The following is a 17,501-nucleotide window of genomic DNA, read 5'->3' as shown; positions in this document are numbered from 1 at the left end:
GCAGGTTCTACGCTGCTCCAGGACGTGCCGGGCCGCTGCGCTCGAGAACGAGACCGCTCGGCGCGCCGGCAGAACGGTCGGAAAGGGGTTGAGGGTGACAGCAGGAGCCGGTGATATCGCCCAGGCGGTCGACGTGCTGCGCGCCGGGGGATTGGTCGCCGTGCCGACCGAGACGGTGTACGGGCTGGGCGCCAACGCCGAGGACCCCGCCGCTGTGGCGCGGGTGTTCCAGGTGAAGGGCCGGCCGCCGACGCACCCGCTGATCGTCCACCTCGCCGCCGCCGAGCAGCTGGGCGACTGGGTCGCCGACGTGCCCGAGACGGCGCTCGTGCTGGCTGGACACTTCTGGCCGGGGCCGCTCACGCTCGTCCTGCGCCGCGGTCGCCGGGTGCCGCTGGAGGCGACCGGCGGGCTGGAGACGGTGGCCGTGCGGGTGCCCGCCCACCCCGTCGCGCTCGAGTTGCTGTCGGCCTTCGGCGGCGGTGTCGCGGCGCCCTCGGCCAACCGCTTCGGCTCGGTCAGCCCCACCACGGCCGAGCACGTCCGCGCCGAACTCGGGGACGCCGTCGACTTCGTGCTGGACGGTGGCCCCTGCGACGTGGGCGTCGAGTCGACCATCGTCGACGCCACCGGCGACACCGCGAGCATCCTGCGCCCCGGAGGCGTGACGGCCGAAGACCTCGAAGCCGTGCTCGGGCGCCCGGTCGCGGCCGGGTCGACGAGCCCCATCCGGGTGCCCGGGCAGCACCCGTCGCACTACGCACCCCGCGCGCGGGTCGTCCTGGTCGAGCCGGACGAGATCGTCGCCGAAGCGCAGCTCGCGCAGGAACGGGGACACCGGGTGGGCGTCTTCCTGCCGCCGTCCTGCGCCGACGTTCCGGTGAAGGCGCACGCCGTGGTGACGGTTCCGGAGTCGATGGCCGACTACGCGCGCGGGCTGTACGGCTTCCTGCGGGAACTCGACCAGCTGGGGTGTGACCTCATCATCGCGTCACTGCCGGCGGAGGCGGAGCTGGGTCTCGCGATCGCCAACCGGCTTCGCCGCGCGGCAGGGCCCCGCGAACCCCGTTGACCGGCGCCCGACTTCGAGGCCGCGCCGCTGCTGCGAACGTCACCGCGGCGCGGTCGATCGCCGCGGACCAGAGCCACCCTGATGCGCGCCTCGATCCACCCATCCGAGTGGTAACGCACGACGAATGCCCGACGAGATACCCCAGTAGGACAGCTGCGCAGCTCGCGACCCTGTGCCTCTCGTCAGGAGAGGCGTCGAGGATGCCCGGCGGAACAGGACGGGCACGTGAGCACTGTGGCGGATCCCCACGGTGATCCCACCTTCACCGACTCGCGAGCGCTGCCGCCGAGCGACGTGCTGATCCTGCGCGCGGCCGGGGAGCTCATCGGAACCCACGTCGCCGAGGAGGTCGTGGCCCCGGCGTACACGGCCGGTGCCGCCGCCATCGTCCTGGACCTGACCGCGGTGACCTACCTGACCGTGGAAGCCGTCGTCCCGTTCGTCGCACTGGCCCACCGCTGCGCCGCACGCGGAACACCGCTGCGTCTCGTGGCTTCCGAGCCGGCCCGTCGCAAGCTGATGAGCCTGGGCCTCGAGTCCACATTGGCGCTGGAACCACCCGCCGCCGGGGCATGACCTACGACGTGCGCTGACCGATAGCCAGAGCCGTTCGACCCTGGTCGACACCCCCGGCCATCGCCACTATCGGTGGACGCCGTCCGGCACGCGGGTATCCCCCCGACTCGCTCCCGGCGGCCAGGCCTGCCGGGTGGCACCACGAACCCGGCAGGCCGCCTCACCGGTCGAAGGCGGTCACCACGGGATTCGGCAGCTGGTGTAACTCCCGGCGCGCGGGCGGCGACTGACAGCCCGTGCTGATTCAGTCGAGTGGACACGGGGATCGGGTGACCGGATGACCGAGATGACCCATCCGGATGACGTGGGCCGTGGCGGGGTGGCGCCGGCCCGGCTCGTGATCGGGCTCGCGGATCTCGCCCAGGAGGTCGTCGCCGAGGTCGCTCCCGGCCAGTTGCCCTACCTGGCCTTGGTGACGGCCGAATGGGCGGCGGGCAGGGATCCCCGCAAGCCGGCCGGCGCCTGGACCGGCGGCGAGATCGGCCTGGGCGGCACCGATCCCTCGGTGCTCAGCGACATCATCTACCCGCTGCTGACCGGCACCGCTGCCCAGGTGCTTGGCGCGGCGGGGTTCGCCGGTCTGCAGCGCCGCCGGTGGTGGCGCCGCCGCCGGCGAGCGACAACGCCGACGCAACTGGCCTTGGACGTCGACCGGATCGATGAGGTCCGGGATGCCTGCCTCGTCCACGGGCAGACGTTGGGCCTGAACGAAGCCGAAGCGGCATTGCTGGCCGATGCCGTGGAGGCGGCGCTGCGCCGAGCCGTGAGGGGCGAGCGCCCTTGACCGCCGGTGTCCCCGTGGCTCCGGATGAGCCCGCGTCCTTGCGCGCGGTGCCCGCGCCACCGCGCCTGTGGTGGGTGTACGTGCTGGTCACGCTCGCGCTGGCGGTCACCGGCTCGGGCGCCGCGGAAGCCCTGTTCGTGACCCACGACTTCGGCGACTACACCGCGGCACAGGCTTGCCTGGCTCGCAACGGGATCTCCGTCTCCGACGTGCAGCCGACCGCTTCGATCGGTCCGCTGTACGCCGCCTGCGTCCACGACTACGACCGGCGACTGGGGGTCATCAGCCTCGCCGGGGCGCTCGCGCTCCCGGTGACGGCGTGGCTCCTGATGGTCGCCGGCGGTCTGGGCACGCGCCGCCGGCTGCGCAAGCGCCGGCTTGCCGGGGTACCGCCGTCCGACCTCGGTCGGCTCACCCAGCGCTTCACGGTGTTGTGCGACAGCCTGGGGCTGGCCGAGCGCCGGCAGCCGAGGCTCGTTCTCGCTCCGCCCGCGACGGGCGTGCGGGATCCGTTCACCACAGGCCTTCCGGGCGCACGGCCGTGGGTTGTGGTGCCGCACGCCTACGCGTACGCCCATCGGGCCGCGTTCGACGCCGTCGTGCTGCACGAACTGGGTCATGTCCGCGCCCGGGACGTCCGATGGGCTGCGGCCGCGTGGTGGGCCGGCTGGTTGACGCTTCCGGCTTTGGTCCTGGCGCTGCTGCCGATCCTGGACGTGCCGGCGACGATGTGGACCTTCTACGGCGGATCGCTGGTCGTCGCCGCGGTCACCGCGGTCTCTCTGCTGGTGGTCCGTGCGGCCCTGCTGCGCCGGCGTGAGCTGGCCGCCGACCGGCACGCGGCCGATGCGACGGGAGACCCGGACACCATGGCCGTCGTCCTCCACCCCCCAAGCGACCGGACCTCGTGGATCCACCGGGTTTTCGCCACGCACCCGTCGGCGTCGGACCGGCTCGTCCCGGACAGCCGCGACGGACACTGGGACGGCGGGTTCGTCTACACGGCTGTCGCCGGCGTCGTGGCGATGCTGACTTACCACGGGGTTCACGCCGTGCTCGGGAACCTGCTCGGGTTCCTCGACACCCGTTCCCGGCTGCCGGCCGACGTGGCGATGGCCGTCGCGGCGGTGCTCTGGACCTCGGTCGTCCTGTCGGCGTGGACGCGCCGGGCAGCACTGCCGAAGCCCGGGTGGCCGGCCTCCTGGGCGGGCGCGGTGCTCGGGCTGGTCGCCGGCTTCTGCCTGCAAACCCCGGGTGCGTCCGCGGCGATCACCGCGTTCTTCGCCCCGGAGCGGCCGCTGCTGATCGTCGCCCTCGCGGTCACGGCGTTCGCGGTCAGCGTGCTGACGTCGGCGACCGCGACTCGTCTCGCTGTGACGGCGGACAGCCCGCTGCGCCGGTGGGTGAGCTGGATCAGTGCCGCTCTCACGGTCGTGGTCGCCATGACCGCCGCCGTCAGCGGGACCGTGTCTTCGGTGACGACCCATCTGCTGTTCCACGATCCGGCGCTCGTGCGTGGTTACGTCGCGGGACTCGGCAGCGATCAGGTGTGGCAGTACGCCCCGGCCCTGATCCTCTTCGGGCTCGTGTTCGTCGGCTCGCGGCAGCGGTGGCGCCGGCCCCGCCCGGTCGTGGTGGCGGTGGGCGTGGTGACCGCGGTGGTCGGCGGCACGGCCGCGGCGTTGTCCGGGCTCCTGCGGCTGCAGGCCGGTCAGGGCAACGATGTCCGATACCTGCTGGCCTACCAGCGATGGTGGATCTGTGCGTTCGCCGGCTTGGTCGCGGCGGTTGCGGTCGCAATCGCGACCCGGCGTCGCGGCGCAATCCTTGCCGGTACGCCGCTGGCGGCGGTGTGCGGGCTGCTCGTCACCACCGTCGCCGGGGCCATCCAGTACACGGCTGTCCGGATCGCCGGGTACGCCAGGGAATCGTCGGTCTTCGAACAGTCGGTGCAGGTGCCCGGCTGGCTGCTGCTGGTCGCGCTGGTCGTCACGCTTCCGATGACGTCGCTGCTCGTCTTGGTCTGGGCACAGTGGAACCCGCGGCGGACAGCGATCCCGTGGGCTTTGGGAGCCGGGGTCGCCACGGTCTTGCTGGCGGTGGTCCTGATCGGCGGGCAGCTCTCGGCGGTCACCGTCACCGAGCGCGACTACGCGGCCGGGCAAGCGGTCATCGCGCCCGTTGCGCCGACGTCGACGCCGGTCACCCCGACGACAACGACGACGGACCACGGCCGCCCGCTGGACGAACCCGCCGCCACCGCGGCACTCGGCCGCCTGTCCGCCGTCCTCCCAGCCGACGCGAAACCCGAGGACAACGCGCCTTCGACGTCGGCGACGGTCACTCCGGTGGCCTGCGACGCAGCAAACAAGAAGTTCGCCGCGATCGAGAAAGCGAAGCCGCGGACGGCCGATGTCCAGCGCAGCTTCGAGTTCGCCGCCGACGGCACGGTCGGGGGAGGACACGTGTCGGCATCGGTCACTTCCTACACGGGTGTCGAGGATTTGTTCGTCCCGATGGACGAAGCCACGCGCGCGTGCGCGCACTTCCGCGTACCGGAGGAGGTCTACGACGGCGGACATCTCGACGGTGTCCTGACGGCGGGACCGCCTTCGGCGTTGCCCTACCCCGCTCGGACGCGCAACCGGTCGTTCACCGGCCGGTTCCACGGCAAACCCGCGGTCGTCATCAGCCGGGAATACAGCGTCCACATCGGACACAATCTCGTCGACGTCGAGGTGTTCTTCGGGTACCTCCGGACGCCACCACCGCAGGCCGTGCTGGAACAAACCGACCGGATCCTGACCGACGCGGTGACCGAACTCGCCGGAGCACTGTAGGCGTCGACCGGCGAGCCTGATGCCGGGGCGAGCCTGACGGACAGAATCCGGGCGTCCCGCAAGTACGTGCGATATGAGGAGGCGAAGCGTGGGTGTGAAGGTCCGTACGGTCAACGGCGCGAAGGAGCTCCAGGTCGAGGACGTTCCCTGGGCCCCGGAGCTGGGCGAGCGCTTCGCGGCCGAGGGGTGTACGGGCCTGCTCGTCGGCTCGCCGGGCGGCCCCGTCGTCCCGGATCTCGGGTTCGTCCGGGACCTGCCCGGGCTGACCCGGGTCCGGCTGCTGCGCGGCGTCGCGGACTGCTCGGCGGTGGCCGACGTGCCCGGTCTGGAGGAGCTGACCCTGGCCTCGAACTACCGCGGGCCGCTCGCGCTCGCCGGCCTGACGCGGCTGCGGGTGCTCGGGATGCCGTTCCTCCCGGCGGTCGCGGATCTGGCGGGGCTGGGCGAGCTGCGGGAGCTGACGGTGTGGGACTGGCCCAAGACGGAGCCGTCCCTCGAGGTGCTCGGGGACAAGCCGTCGCTGGAGTTCCTGCGCTTGGAGCTCAAGCGCACCACGGCGTTGACGTTGGCCGGCTTCGCCGCGCCGAGGCTGCGGACGTTGTGGCTCTACGACGGCAGGGTGACGTTCGCGGGCGCGTTTCCGGAGCTGGAGGTCGTGCGGCTGCACAGCGCGAAGGTGGCGTCCCTCGACTTCGTCCGCACACTGCCGCGGCTGCGGGAGCTGTTCCTCGAGAACGCGGGGGAGGTCGAGAGCCTGGCGCCGCTGCGGGGACATCGGCGCCTGCGCACGGTGGCGTTCGGCGGGCGGACGACGGTCCGCGACGGTGACCTCGGTCCGCTGCGTGAGCTGCCCGTGGTCGAGAATGTGTCGTTCGAACGCGGGGCGCCCCACTACAACCTCAGGCCCGCGGAGGTCCGGATGTAGTCTCGGCCACGGCTTCGCGAGCTTCCGCAACAAGACTGGTCGTCCTGCCGGACAGGGGCTATTTCGTAGTCGCGGTGAGGATGCCGCTGATGTAGCGGACGTCGCCCATGCGCAGATCGTCGTCGTCCAGCGAGAGGTTGTTGGCGGCCAGCAGGTCCCGGATGGTCGCTCCGGCCAGCGTCCAGCCGAGGCCGGTCAGGTAGGGAGCTGCTTCGTTGCGTTCGCCGAAGTAACGCAGTTTCGCCATGCCGGGATCAAAACCCTGCGCGCGCCAGCGTTCGGAAAGGAGGTTCAGGGTTTCTTTCGTCGTAGCGTCATCCCCCGGTCCCGGATTGGGCCTGCTCTCGGTGGCCACCCGGCTCCCCGGCGCGCTGAGTGTGGTGATGGTGTCCAAGAGGTTGTCTTGTGCCTCCGGCGGCAGGTAGCCCAGGAGACCTTCAGCGCTCCACGCGGTCGGCCGTGCCGGGTCGAATCCGGCGGTGCGCAAAGCTGACGGCCAGTCGCCGCGCAGGTCGGCCGCGGCTACGCGCCGCTCGGCTGTGGGCTCGGCACCCAACTCGGCCAAGGTGCGGGTCTTGAACTCGATGACCTGCGGCTGATCGAGCTCGTACACCACAGTCTCGGCCGGCCAGGGCAGCCGGTAGGCACGGGAGTCCAGCCCCGAGGCGAGGATCACGGCCTGCGTGATGCCCGCGTTCGCCGCGTCGAGGAAGAAGTCGTCGTAGAACTTGGTGCGGATCTTGGCCACGTCGATCGCCGGCTGCCCGACCAGGTCGCCGGGGGGCAGTGCGCCGGTCGCCAGCCGGGTCAGGAGGTCGATACCGACCGCCCGGACGAGCGGTTCGGCGAACGGGTCGTCGATCAGCGAACGGTCTTCGCGGGTCGCGATCGCCCGGGCCGCTGCGGCCGCGGTCGCGGTCGTGCCGACGCTGGACGCCAGGTCCCAGGTATCTCCGTCGTGCCGGTGGGAAGTCATGCCTCGCCCTGCCTTGTCCGTCCGGTCGGCTGCGGACCCGCAGTGGCGGCCGCGCCGGCGTCCACAACGGATCAGCACTGGTAGCCGGACCGTAACGGGCACCCGTGTCCCCTGAACTAAAGTGAGAGCAGTGACCGCTCGTTTGCCTCACGACCGGCGTTCCGACGCCCGGGACAACCGCGACCGCATCCTCGGTGCGGCCCGCGCGGTGTTCGGCGCCGATGGCCTGGACGTGCCGATCCGGGAGATCGCCCGGCACGCCGAAGTCGGGCCCGCGACCGTCTACCGCCATTTCCCGACCAAGCAGATCCTGGTCACCGAGGCGTTCCTCGACCAGGTACGCGCATGGCGATCCGTCCTGGACGAAGGGCTCGCCGACCCCGATCCGTGGCACGGCTTCTGCCTCGTGGTCGAAAAGCTCTGCGAGCTGCAAATACGCGATCACCGCTTCATCGCAGCCGTCAAATCCGACTTTCCGCGTGCGATGGACTTCACCGCGGCCCGCACTTCCTCGCTGACCTCGGCAGCCGAACTGATCCGTCGCGCCAAGGAGACCGGCCGCCTGCGCCCCGAGATCGCCGTGAACGACCTCACCCTCATGATCACGGCCGGTGGCGGCATCCGCGAGAGTGCACCGGCGGCACGCATCGCGGCCTCCCGGCGCTTTGCCGCACTCATGATCCAAGCGTGCCAAACCTGACCGACACGCTCACCCGCTCCGCTCCGTGCCCGGATTCGCCTGCAGATCCCGGTGCCGGTCTTCGTTGCCCTCGACCGCGAGTTCCCTGCGTATTCGAGGACAGGACGTTTGCGCTTCCGGATGGTTGTCGACGTGGTGGCGCAGCTGGCGTGCTTGAACCAATCACCCAGGTTGACCGACGGGAAGGGCCGACCCGAGATTCGTGCGGGGCGTGGCGACCCGGGGGTCGGCATGCGGCCGGCCCCCGGGGTGCGGGTCACCGCGTGTCACACGCCGGGTAGCCGGTGGGGCAGGCCGTGTACCGGATCGGGTGGGCGTCGATCATCGCGGCGACCGTCGGCCAGTTGTTGGTCGGCCTCCCGATCAGGTAGGTCCACTCGAGGTGGCTGGCGTGCAGGTAGTCCTCGCCGTTGTTGTAGATGTCGAGCGGGGTGAAGGGAGCGCCGGCGCCCTGGAACTGGGTGCCGAGCAGTTCGGGCTCGTCGACGTTGTGGAGGACGGCGATGCTGCCGGTGAGGTTGGTGCACCCGGTGCCGGGGTAGCCCGTCACGCACTGCTGGCCCCAGGTCAGCTCCTTGGGCGGTGAGGTCCGGTCCGCGGCGGTCTTGCCGAGCAGGTCCGGGCCGCCTTCCGCGACCCGGTGCGTGTTTTCGAACTGCACCAGCGCGCTGGTGTCGGCCTGGTTGCCCAGGAAGTTGTTCTGGATGGTGACGTTGGTGTTCGGGAACGCGGTGGTGGCGGCGGTCAGCATCCGTTCGAGCTGGCTCAGCTGCGTGTTGTCGTTGTAGCCACCGCCGTCGGAGACCTGGGACGCGGTTTCGGTGAGCTCGATGCCTTCGACGTCGGGATTGCTGTTGTAGCGCGCTCCGAGGGCTTGCAGCAGCGCGATCAGGCGGTCGTTGACGGCGGGCCGCCACACGGCCGCGGTGATGGAGAAGCCGCTGCCGCCGTACCACCAGCCGCTGGTGCCGGCCTTGGGTGCGGAGCCGTACGTGGCGGCGTCGGTGGTCAGGTAGCTGGGGAGCACGGTGTTGAGGAAGCCACCGGGGTCCTGGTGGGAGGTCCGTTGGAACCCGCTCGAGGAGACCTCGATGACCAGTTTCTTGCGAGGCGCAGGGTTTCCCTGGTTGAGCTGCGCCAGTTCGGCGTCGATGGTCGAGAAGTTGTAGACGCCCTTTCCGGTTTCCAGGGCCGCCCAGTAGTAGTTGCCCTTCCACCCGCGAACGTTGGGCGAAGTGTTGACGACGTGCAGTTCGTTGCCGGCCATGCTCGCCGGCGTGCCGGCGGAGTGCCACCAGTCACTGGTCATGTAGTGCCCCGGATGCCACTTGATCGCCGGTCCGGCGGCGGACGACGGCCCGGCGGTCAGCAGCGCGGCGGCCAGCAGACCGATTGGAACGATGAAGCGTCCTGTTTTCATAACCCCTCCGGTGATCGGCGGAATCGGCGCTTCACACGCCGCCGGGAAATAGGAGCGGGGGTTACAGCCGCTGTTGCGGAAGCTAAGACGCCGCGAGCTCGGTGCCGGGAGGTCCGAGCACGCTGATTCAGCGAGTGTCTACGAGTCGGCGGGTGATTAGGGGTAGGCGATTGCGCCCAACGCCCGCAGATCTGCATGACCGGACGTGCGCGTGGGAGATTGTCTCTCATGGCAGCTGAAGAGACCGCGGGACTCGAGGTCGTGCTCGAGACCGATCGCCTGCTGCTTCGGCCGTGGCGGGTGGCCGAGGCGGCGGTGCAGCGCGAGCTGTGGGCCGAACGTGATCCGCGGGTGCCGCCGCATCGGCGGATCGATGCGGCCGGTCATCCCACCGTTGCCGAGTTCGAGCAGGCGATTCGTGCGGGCCGGTCGTCGGCCGGATTGCCGGCGGTCGAGCGGAAGGTCGCCGGCGACGTCATCGGCTACTGCGGGCTGATCGATGACGGGCAGGGGTTCGAGGGAGAACCGGAGCTGGCGTTCGAGCTGCTGCGCCGGACCTGGGGGCGTGGCTACGCGACGGAGGCGGCGATGGCTGTGGTGGAGTGGGCCAGGTCGGCCGGGTACGGACGTTTGCGGGCCACGGTGTGGGAGTGGAACACGGCCTCCCGCCGCGTGCTGGAGAAGCTCGGATTCACCGAAGCCGGGCGTGAGCAGGTGGACGCGGTCCACGGGCCCTCCTTGGTCACCACCAGGCGGCTGTAGCCCGGCCGGATCGCCATCCTCGGCGGACCAGGCTGCCCGCCCACGACACCCCTACGTAGCCTCGGATCGCCTCGACGAGGTGAACGCGTGATCGACAACAGGTATCAGCGGGGCGGTTTCTTCCGGCCGCGGCCGCGCGGCCCCACCGCTCGGCGGCGATGGCGGGAGCGGGCGGCGCGGCTCGCGCACCCCGGCGCCGCCGTCGTCCCCGTCTTCCTCGTCCCGGCCGCCCGCTCGGGGCGGGGTGGCGCCCGGCCCGTACTTGAGCTGCCGGGCGACCTTCCGGTTCCGGCCCATGGGCTTCCTCCGTTCGGCGCGCGAGACCGAGGGTAGCGCCAGCCGACGGGAAACCTCATCCCCGCGCAGGGAGCCTCGCCAGGCTGTCACGGTCAGTGCGCTCGACGCCGGTCTGGAGCCGGTGTCCGATGACGCGCTGGCGAGCAACCGGTGGGTCTTCGCGACGAGGTGACAACTCCGGCGAGGTTTACCCCTTCATCGCCGCCGGCGGCTGAGCGACGCCGTCCCGTCCGGCACGGTCACCGCGTGACCACGGCCGCCTCGATGGCGGCCAGCAGGATGCGCGCCGCCGTCCGAAGCACCGGTTCCGTGATGGTGAGCGGGGGCATCAGGCGGACCACGGTGTCGTCCCGGCCGCCCAGCTCGACGATCAGGCCGTGGTGCAACGCGTGCGCCTGCACCTTCCGTGCGCGGTCGCCGGCATCGGGGTCCGCCAGCTCGATGCCCCACATCAGGCCGCGACCGCGGATGTCGCGGACCCACGGCCGGTTCCGGAGCACCGCGAGCAGCTCGCCGAGCTGCTCGCCGCGGCGGCGGACGTTGGCCAGGACGTCGTCGCGGCGCATGATGCGGACCGTCTCCGCGCCCGCCGCGAACGCCGCCTGGTTGCCGCGGAACGTGCCCGTGTGCGCGCCCGGGGCCCACACGTCCAGGCGCTGGTCGTAGAAGATGACCGCCACGGGCAACCCGACGCCGCTCAGCGCCTTCGACGCCACGATGACGTCCGGCTCGATGCCGTACTGCTCGAACGCGAACCAGGTCCCGGTGCGGCCGCAGCCGGTCTGGACCTCGTCGACCACCAGCGGGACGTCGAGCTCGCGGGTCAGCTGCCGCACCCGGTGGACGAACTCCGGCCGGGCCGGGATCACGCCACCTTCGCCCTGCACCAGCTCCAGCACCACGGCCGCCGGCCGGGGCACGCCGCCGTTCGGGTCGCGCAGGGCCCGCTCCAGGAAACCGGCGCAGTTGACGTCGCACGTGTCCGGGGCGAGCCCGACCGGGCAGCGGGCGCAGTGCGAGTACGGGAAGAAGTGCACGCCGGGCACGCCGTTGGGCACCGGCTGTTTCTGCGCGACGAGCCCGGTCAGCGCCATCGCCGCGTGGCTCGCGCCGTGGAAGCCGCCCTGGAACGCGACGACGTCGCCGCGGCCGGTGGCGGTCTTGCACAGCTTGAGCGCGGCGTCGACCGCGTTCGCGCCGCCGGGACCGCAGAAGTGCACCTTCATCCGCGGGCGCAGGCCCTCGGGCAGCATCGACAGCTGCGCGTCGAGGAACGCGCGCTTGGCCGGGGTCGGGAAATCCAGGCCGTGCGTCAGCGTCTCCAGCTGCGCAGCCGCCGCGCGGACGACCTCGGGGTGGTTGTGGCCCAGTGCGAGCACGCCGGCGCCGGAGAGGAAGTCGATGAAGACGTTCCCGTCGACGTCGCGCACGTGGCAGCCGGTGCCCTCGGCCAGCGCGATGGGCAGGTGCCGCGGGTACACCCGGGCGTTGGACTCCCAGCGCCGCTGGTGCTCGAGGAACTCGGCCGACCGCGGGCCCGGCAGCGCGCCGGCCACGTGCGGCGCGAGTTCCGTGGTGCGGACGTCGGTCATGACTGCCTCCCGTGCTCGGCCGCTTCCGTGGCGGGGTTGCCGCGCCAGCGCGAGCGCGGCGCGGTGGTGGTGCCCTTCATCACGAACGCGTCGGCCTCGACGACCGTACCGTCCCCGATGGCCACTCCGTAGTGGACGAACGCGCCGACGCCGACGGTGCTGCCGGACCCGATCGTGGTGTGGTCGGACTTGAACGCGCCGTCTTCGAGCGAATGGCACTGCAGCACGCTGCCCGCGTTGAGCACGCAGTCGTCGCCCAGGGTGAGCAGCGTCTTCTCGGGGACGCCGCAGCCGTCGTCGAAGAGCCGCTTGCCGGTGCGGACGCCGAGCAGCCGCCACAGCAGGTTCTTCAGCGGCGTCCCGGCGAACAGCGCGAGGTAGCGACCGGGGCTCAGCTTCCAGAACCGTTCGTGCCGCCAGAAAACCGGGTCGTAGATCGAGCAGAACCGCGGCCGCAACCGCCGGAAACCGGAGGCCGCGCGCTCGGCCAGGACCTGCAGCAGCACCGAGAACACCAGCGACACGACGATCCCGCCAGCCGTGGCGAGCGTGCCGAACCGTGCGTGCAGGCTGCCCGCGGCGACTCCGATGCCGGTCAGACCGGTCACCAGCAGCCACTGGACGCCGAGGTAGCAGCCGATCGTGGCCGTGTTGTGCCGCAGTTTCGCCGCGAGCCCGCGGCGCAGGGCCTCGCCGGTTCGCAGGTGCGCGAGGGCGACATCGCGCCGCACGCTGCGCGGGATCTCGAACGCGGGCGAGCCGAGCAGGCCGACGTCCTCGCGCAGCGGCCCGTCGAGCGGGACGAGCACCTTGGTCGCCAGCAGGCAGTTGCGCCCGACGCGGGCCTCCGGTGGGTAGGCGATCTCGTTGCCCAGGAACGCGTCCGGCGCCACCGCCGTGTGCCGCAGCCGGAACGCCGCCGCCGAGTAGTCGGTGTTCAGCAGCGACAGCCCGTCGGACACCATCGTGCCGGAGCCGACCGTGCTCAGGAACGGCGTCTCGTGCTTGACCTCGACGCCGAAGTTGGACCCGGTCTGGCGCACCCGCGCCAGGTCGTACCCCAGGACCCGCAGGTAGTGGACGATGTAGCTGCTGTCCCCGAACAGGTAGGTGAAGGTCCGGATGTTGGTCAGCCGGGTGATCGCCCGCAGCGCCGCGTGCCGGACGCCGTAGAGCGGGTGAACCCGGCCCGGCCGCAGGAGCAGCGTCAGCAGGCGGGGCACGGTGAGCACGACCGCCAGGCCGCCGAGCACCGCGACGGCGTACACCGCCGTGCTCTCGGTGAGCTCGTCGCGGTAGAACCGCCAGCCGCCGAAGTCCGGTGTCGCCGGGTAGACGAACCGGGCGAGGACACCCGCGGCCGCCAGCGTCAGCGGCGTGGTCACCAGCAGCAGGGTGGCGAGCTGGCCGCAGCCGAAGAGCGTGCGCCGCAGCCGGCTCGCCGTCGCCGCCGGGAGCGCCCGGTAGTCCACAGTGGAGGGACGGGCCGGGGAGCCGTGCCAGCGCTCGCCGTCCGGTACCTCCTGCCCGGACAGCAGCGCGGACGCGTGCCCGAGCTGGGCGTCGTCGCCGATCGCGGTGCCGATGTCCAGCACGGCTTTCTCGCCGACGAAGGCGTTGCGGCCGATCGTGACCGGTCCGATGTGGATCTTGCCCGCTTCGGCGCGGTAGCAGTGCACGTGCGCGTCCTTGCGGATGACCGCGCCGGCGCCGACGGTGAGCAGGTCCGGGCACCCCGGCGGCACCCGGGTCAGGATCACCGCACCGGCCCCGATCTTCGCGCCGAGCAGCCGCAGGTAGAGCGCGTACACCGGCGAACCGGCGAACAGCACGAGCGGGCAGAACCGGGTAACCGTCTTGACCAGCCAGAACCGCAGGTACGCCGGGCTCCACAGCCGGATTTCGCCCGGTCTCCAGCGGCCCACCAGCAGCCACTTCGCCGCGATCGGCAGCACGCAGAGCGCCCCGACCCCGCCCGCGCCCACGGCGGCCAGCCGCAGGTAGGCGGCCACCGGCCCGGCCGCGGCGGCCGGCCACGCGTAGGCGAGGTCCAGGAACGCGGCCGCAGCAACGGCGTACCCGAGGAACACCAGGACCTGGGCCAACCCACACAGCAGGTACGCGGCACTGCTCGCGCGGTACGGCTCGGGCGCTGGCGCCGGCGGGACCGGCTCGCGGGGAAGCGCGGCGGCCAACTCGCGCACGCTCGGGTGGCGGTAGACCTCCCGCACTGCCACCGGCGCGAGGACTTCCCGGACTCGCGCGCAGAACCCGGCCAGCGACAGGGAATCCGCGGCGAGGTCGGCGAACAGGTGCGCGGTGACCGAGACCCGCTCGACCCGCAGCGCCGCGGCGAGGGCGTCGGCGAGCACGCGTTCGGTCTCGGTCGCCGGGGGCTCGAACGCGGTGCTGCCGGTCGCCGCCCGCGGCCCGCTCGGGGCCGGGAGCCGCGCGCGGTCTGCCTTCTGGCCCGGGGTCATCGGGATCCGCTCGAGCCGTTCGAAGTACGCCGGCACCATGTAGGCGGGCAGCTGCTCGCGCAGCCGCCGGTGCAGCTCGCCGATGTCGACCGCGGCGGTGTCGGCGCGCAGGCTGTAGTACGCGACCAGCTCGGTGGTGCCCGGCTCGGGGTGGTGCGTCCCGACGACGGCCTGCGCGACGCCGGGCTCCCGCAGCAGGAGCGACTCGATCTCGGTGAGCTCGATGCGGTAGCCGCGCACCTTGACCTGCGTGTCGCCGCGGCCGTGGTACGCGATTTCGCCGTCGGCGGTGATCCGGCCCAGGTCGCCGGTGCGGTAGATCCGGCCGGAGGGATTGCCGTCGAGACCGAGGAAGTCCGGCACGAACGCGCGGGCGGTCAGGTCCGGGCGGTTCAGGTAGCCGTCGGCCAGGCCGACCCCGGCGATGCCGATCTCGCCGAGTTCGCCCGCGGGCAGCGCGACCGGGCGCTCGCGGTCGAGGATGACCACGGAGTACGTCGGCAGCGGCACGCCGATGGTCACCGGGCGGTCCGGGCGCAGGACGGCCCAGGTCGCGGTGACCGTGGTTTCGGTCGGCCCGTAGACGTTGAGGAACCGCCGGTCCGGGCGGTGCCAGCGGGCGACCAGGTCCTCCGGGCACGCCTCCCCGGACACCAGCAGGAACCGCAGGTCCGGCAGGTCTTCGTCGAGCGTGGCCAGTAACGTGGGCACGCAGCACAGCGCGGTCACCCGCCGCTCCCGCAGGAACTCGTGCAGGTCCGCGCCGACGAGGCCGGGTCCGGCGGGCTTGGGCACCAGCGTCGCGCCGCAGAGCAGGGGGACCCAGATCTCCTCGACCGAGAAGTCGAACGCGATCGTCAGGCCCTGGTAGACGCGGTCACCGGCTTCGATGCCGTAGACCTCGGCCGCCACCCGGACGAAGTTGACGATCGCGCGGTGCCCGATCGGGACGCCCTTCGGCCGGCCGGTCGAGCCGGACGTGTAGACGACGTAACAGAGTTCGCCCGCTTCGGCGCCGCGTTCGGCCGCGGTGAGCCGCCCGCCGGGCCGCTCGGCGATCCGGGCCGCCTGCTCGTCCGGGCAGAGGACGTCGACGGTCTCGCCGTCGAACCGGCCGGCCTGCGCCGCGGACGTCAGCACCAGCCGGACGCGGGCGTCCCCGGCGATGTAGGCGAGCCGCTCGTCGGGGAAGGCGGCGTCCAGCGGAACGTACGCGGCGTTGCTCTTGAGGACGGCGAGCAGGGCGACGTAGGCGTCCACCGGCTCGCCGGGCAGCACCGCGACGCGGTCGCCCGGCAGCACGCCGTGGGCCAGCAGGTGCCGGGCGAGGCGGTTGGCCGCGGCGTCGAGTTCGCCGTAGGTGAGCCGGGTTTCCCCGGCGTCCACCGCGAGCCGGTCCGGGTGGCGGTCGCACGAGGACTCGAAGACGTGGTCGAGCCGGTCGCCGTCGGCGGCGCGGATCCGCGGGTCGAACCCCGCGCAGGTGAGCACCCGGCCGTCGGCGGTGAGGGTGCCGGCGTGGGTGGCGTGCGGGCTCACGGCCGGGCCTCCGCCGGCAGGTCGAGGCGGAAGCAGCGGTGCAGGGCGCGCACGGCGGTGTCGAGCAGACCGGCGGGGAACACCGCGGTGAGCCGGCCGGCGGAGGTGGCCATGGCCGGCACGGTCACGCCCAGCTCGCCGGCCAGGCGGAGCACCTCGGCGCAGGGGGCGGGTGTGTCGAGCAGGCCGGTACCGACCACCGACACCGAACCCAGGCCGCCGTCCACAGTGGACTCCGTGTCGAGCGACGCGAGCCGCTCGCGCGGATCCGGGCCGCGGACGGTGAACCGCAGCTCGCCGGGGTCCGGCCAGCTCAGCGTGTCCGGCCGCAGGCCGCGGGCGACGAGCTCCGCCAGCAGCCGGCTCCCGCGGCCCGGGGTCAGGCCGGGCTCCTCGATCCGCACCAGGTGCACGTCACGGGCGTGCGCGATGCCGACGACCTCGGTCCCGCGCTCCAGCTCCGGCGGACCGGGCCGGACGGTGGTGCCGGGCCCGGTCCGCGTGGCGTGGCTGACGAGCACGGTCACGCCGTGCCGGGCGGCGAGCTCGACCGACCGCGGGTGCAGCACCGCGGCGCCCGCGCGGGCCAGCTCGGCCATGACGTCGGTGCGGATCGACGTCAGCGGCCGGCTGCCGGGCACGATCCGCGGGTCCGCGGTGTGCACGCCCGGCACGTCGGTGCGGATGTCGCACTCGGTGGCCCCGAGCGCGGCCGCCAGCGCGACGGCCGTCGTGTCCGAGCCGCCCCGGCCGAGGGTGCGCAGCTCCCCGGCGGCGTCCCGGCCCTGGAAGCCGGCCACGACGACCACCTGGCCGGACCGCAGGCGGTCGAGGACGGGGTGCGGGTCGATCCGCGCGACGGTGGCCGCGCCCGGCTCGCCGCCGGTCTCGATGCCGGCCTGGCCGCCGGACAGGGAAACCGCGGCGACGCCGCACCGGCGCAGGGCCATGGCCAGGACCGCGGCCGAAACCTGCTCCCCGGTGGCCAGCAGCTGGTCGAGCTCACGCGGGTCCGGCCGGTCGGCGAACCGTCGCGCGAACGCGGCCAGCCGGTCGGTGGTGTCGCCCATCGCGGAGACGACGACCACGACCGCTCGCCCGGTCCGCGCGCACGCGGCCACGTCGGCGGCGACCCGGTGGACCAGCTCGGGGGTGGCCAACGACGTCCCGCCGTATTTCCGCACGACGAGTCGCGGTAGCGCGGGTGTGGTGGCGTACTCGGCCCGGGAATGCTCGAATGCTTTGCTCACGACCGTCCTTCACTTCTTCGAGTTCCGGCAATACGGTCACGCCGCGCGGAGCGAAGAATCGAAGGGGCATTCACGGCGGCGGCGTTCGTGTTCGAGTCGAATCACCACCGAAGTTAGCGCACCGGCGAATTCCCGGGTACCTCCGTACGTTCCAGGCAGGAAGTAGCGTTCCCGGACGGGGGAGAGCAGGGTGCTCCGCCACCCGGCGGGTTAACCGGGACCACGTCTGTCTCTTGTGGACTGTCGCGTGTGGCCGGTTTTCCGGTAGTGGTGCGGTTTGACCGGCGA

General features: G+C 72.3%; 12 protein-coding genes. 7 read left to right on the top strand and 5 right to left on the bottom strand.

All coding sequences use genetic code 11. From position 1 onward, the window contains the following. Positions 1–94 precede the first annotated feature (94 nt). From ACLJPY_RS27610 to ACLJPY_RS27590, 5 genes are all read left to right on the top strand, one after another. Positions 95–1,072 carry an L-threonylcarbamoyladenylate synthase gene (locus tag ACLJPY_RS27610; protein ID WP_410592735.1) on the top strand — a complete coding sequence of 326 codons (978 nt, stop codon included), beginning with the start codon at positions 95–97 and terminating at the stop codon, positions 1,070–1,072. Between the two features lie 225 nt (positions 1,073–1,297). After that, complete coding sequence (locus tag ACLJPY_RS27605) at positions 1,298–1,648, top strand: STAS domain-containing protein (RefSeq protein ID WP_410592734.1); 351 nt, start codon at positions 1,298–1,300, stop codon at positions 1,646–1,648. A 277-nt stretch (positions 1,649–1,925) separates the two neighbouring features. Continuing rightward, the gene (locus ACLJPY_RS27600) at positions 1,926–2,432 is read left to right on the top strand and encodes a hypothetical protein (protein WP_410592733.1); all 507 of its coding nucleotides are present in this window, start codon (positions 1,926–1,928) and stop codon (positions 2,430–2,432) included. Between the two features lie 14 nt (positions 2,433–2,446). Next, positions 2,447–5,272 carry a M48 family metalloprotease gene (locus ACLJPY_RS27595; protein ID WP_410592731.1) on the top strand — a complete coding sequence of 942 codons (2,826 nt, stop codon included), beginning with the start codon at positions 2,447–2,449 and terminating at the stop codon, positions 5,270–5,272. Between the two features lie 88 nt (positions 5,273–5,360). Continuing rightward, positions 5,361–6,197, top strand: a complete 837-nt coding sequence (locus ACLJPY_RS27590) for a hypothetical protein (protein ID WP_410592730.1) — start codon at positions 5,361–5,363, stop codon at positions 6,195–6,197. A 58-nt stretch (positions 6,198–6,255) separates the two neighbouring features. On the opposite strand, the gene ACLJPY_RS27585 is transcribed toward ACLJPY_RS27590, so the two are convergent. Then, positions 6,256–7,173, bottom strand: a complete 918-nt coding sequence (locus ACLJPY_RS27585) for a class I SAM-dependent methyltransferase (RefSeq protein ID WP_410592728.1) — start codon at positions 7,171–7,173, stop codon at positions 6,256–6,258. A gap of 130 nt (positions 7,174–7,303) precedes the next feature. Between ACLJPY_RS27585 and ACLJPY_RS27580 the strand changes: the two genes are divergently transcribed. After that, positions 7,304–7,873 carry a TetR/AcrR family transcriptional regulator gene (locus tag ACLJPY_RS27580; protein ID WP_410592726.1) on the top strand — a complete coding sequence of 190 codons (570 nt, stop codon included), beginning with the start codon at positions 7,304–7,306 and terminating at the stop codon, positions 7,871–7,873. 256 nt (positions 7,874–8,129) lie between these two features. On the opposite strand, the gene ACLJPY_RS27575 is transcribed toward ACLJPY_RS27580, so the two are convergent. Next, positions 8,130–9,293 (bottom strand): hypothetical protein, encoded by a 1,164-nt coding sequence (locus ACLJPY_RS27575; protein WP_410592725.1) that lies wholly within the window; start codon positions 9,291–9,293, stop codon positions 8,130–8,132. A gap of 228 nt (positions 9,294–9,521) precedes the next feature. On the opposite strand from ACLJPY_RS27575, the gene ACLJPY_RS27570 reads away from it, so the two are divergent. Further along, a complete protein-coding gene (locus ACLJPY_RS27570) occupies positions 9,522–10,055 on the top strand; it encodes a GNAT family N-acetyltransferase (RefSeq protein ID WP_410592724.1) in 534 nt (177 codons plus the stop codon). A gap of 536 nt (positions 10,056–10,591) precedes the next feature. Here the strand turns inward: ACLJPY_RS27570 and ACLJPY_RS27565 are convergent. The 3 genes from ACLJPY_RS27565 to ACLJPY_RS27555 are packed head-to-tail and all read right to left on the bottom strand — an operon-like array spanning position 10,592 to position 17,213. Next, complete coding sequence (locus ACLJPY_RS27565; protein ID WP_410592722.1) at positions 10,592–11,944, bottom strand: diaminobutyrate--2-oxoglutarate transaminase family protein; 1,353 nt, start codon at positions 11,942–11,944, stop codon at positions 10,592–10,594. After that, on the bottom strand, positions 11,941–15,963 hold the full coding sequence (locus ACLJPY_RS27560; protein ID WP_410592720.1) for a Pls/PosA family non-ribosomal peptide synthetase: 4,023 nt from the start codon (positions 15,961–15,963) through the stop codon (positions 11,941–11,943). Before ACLJPY_RS27560 ends, ACLJPY_RS27565 begins: the two co-directional genes overlap by 4 nt. Then, complete coding sequence (locus ACLJPY_RS27555; protein ID WP_410592719.1) at positions 15,960–17,213, bottom strand: aspartate kinase; 1,254 nt, start codon at positions 17,211–17,213, stop codon at positions 15,960–15,962. The genes ACLJPY_RS27560 and ACLJPY_RS27555 overlap by 4 nt, the downstream gene beginning before the upstream one ends. Positions 17,214–17,501: the final 288 nt, after the last annotated feature.

This window comes from Amycolatopsis sp. lyj-23, from assembly GCF_046549135.1.
In the GTDB taxonomy this organism is placed as follows: domain Bacteria; phylum Actinomycetota; class Actinomycetes; order Mycobacteriales; family Pseudonocardiaceae; genus Amycolatopsis.
This window is presented reverse-complemented; position numbering and strand designations above follow the sequence as displayed.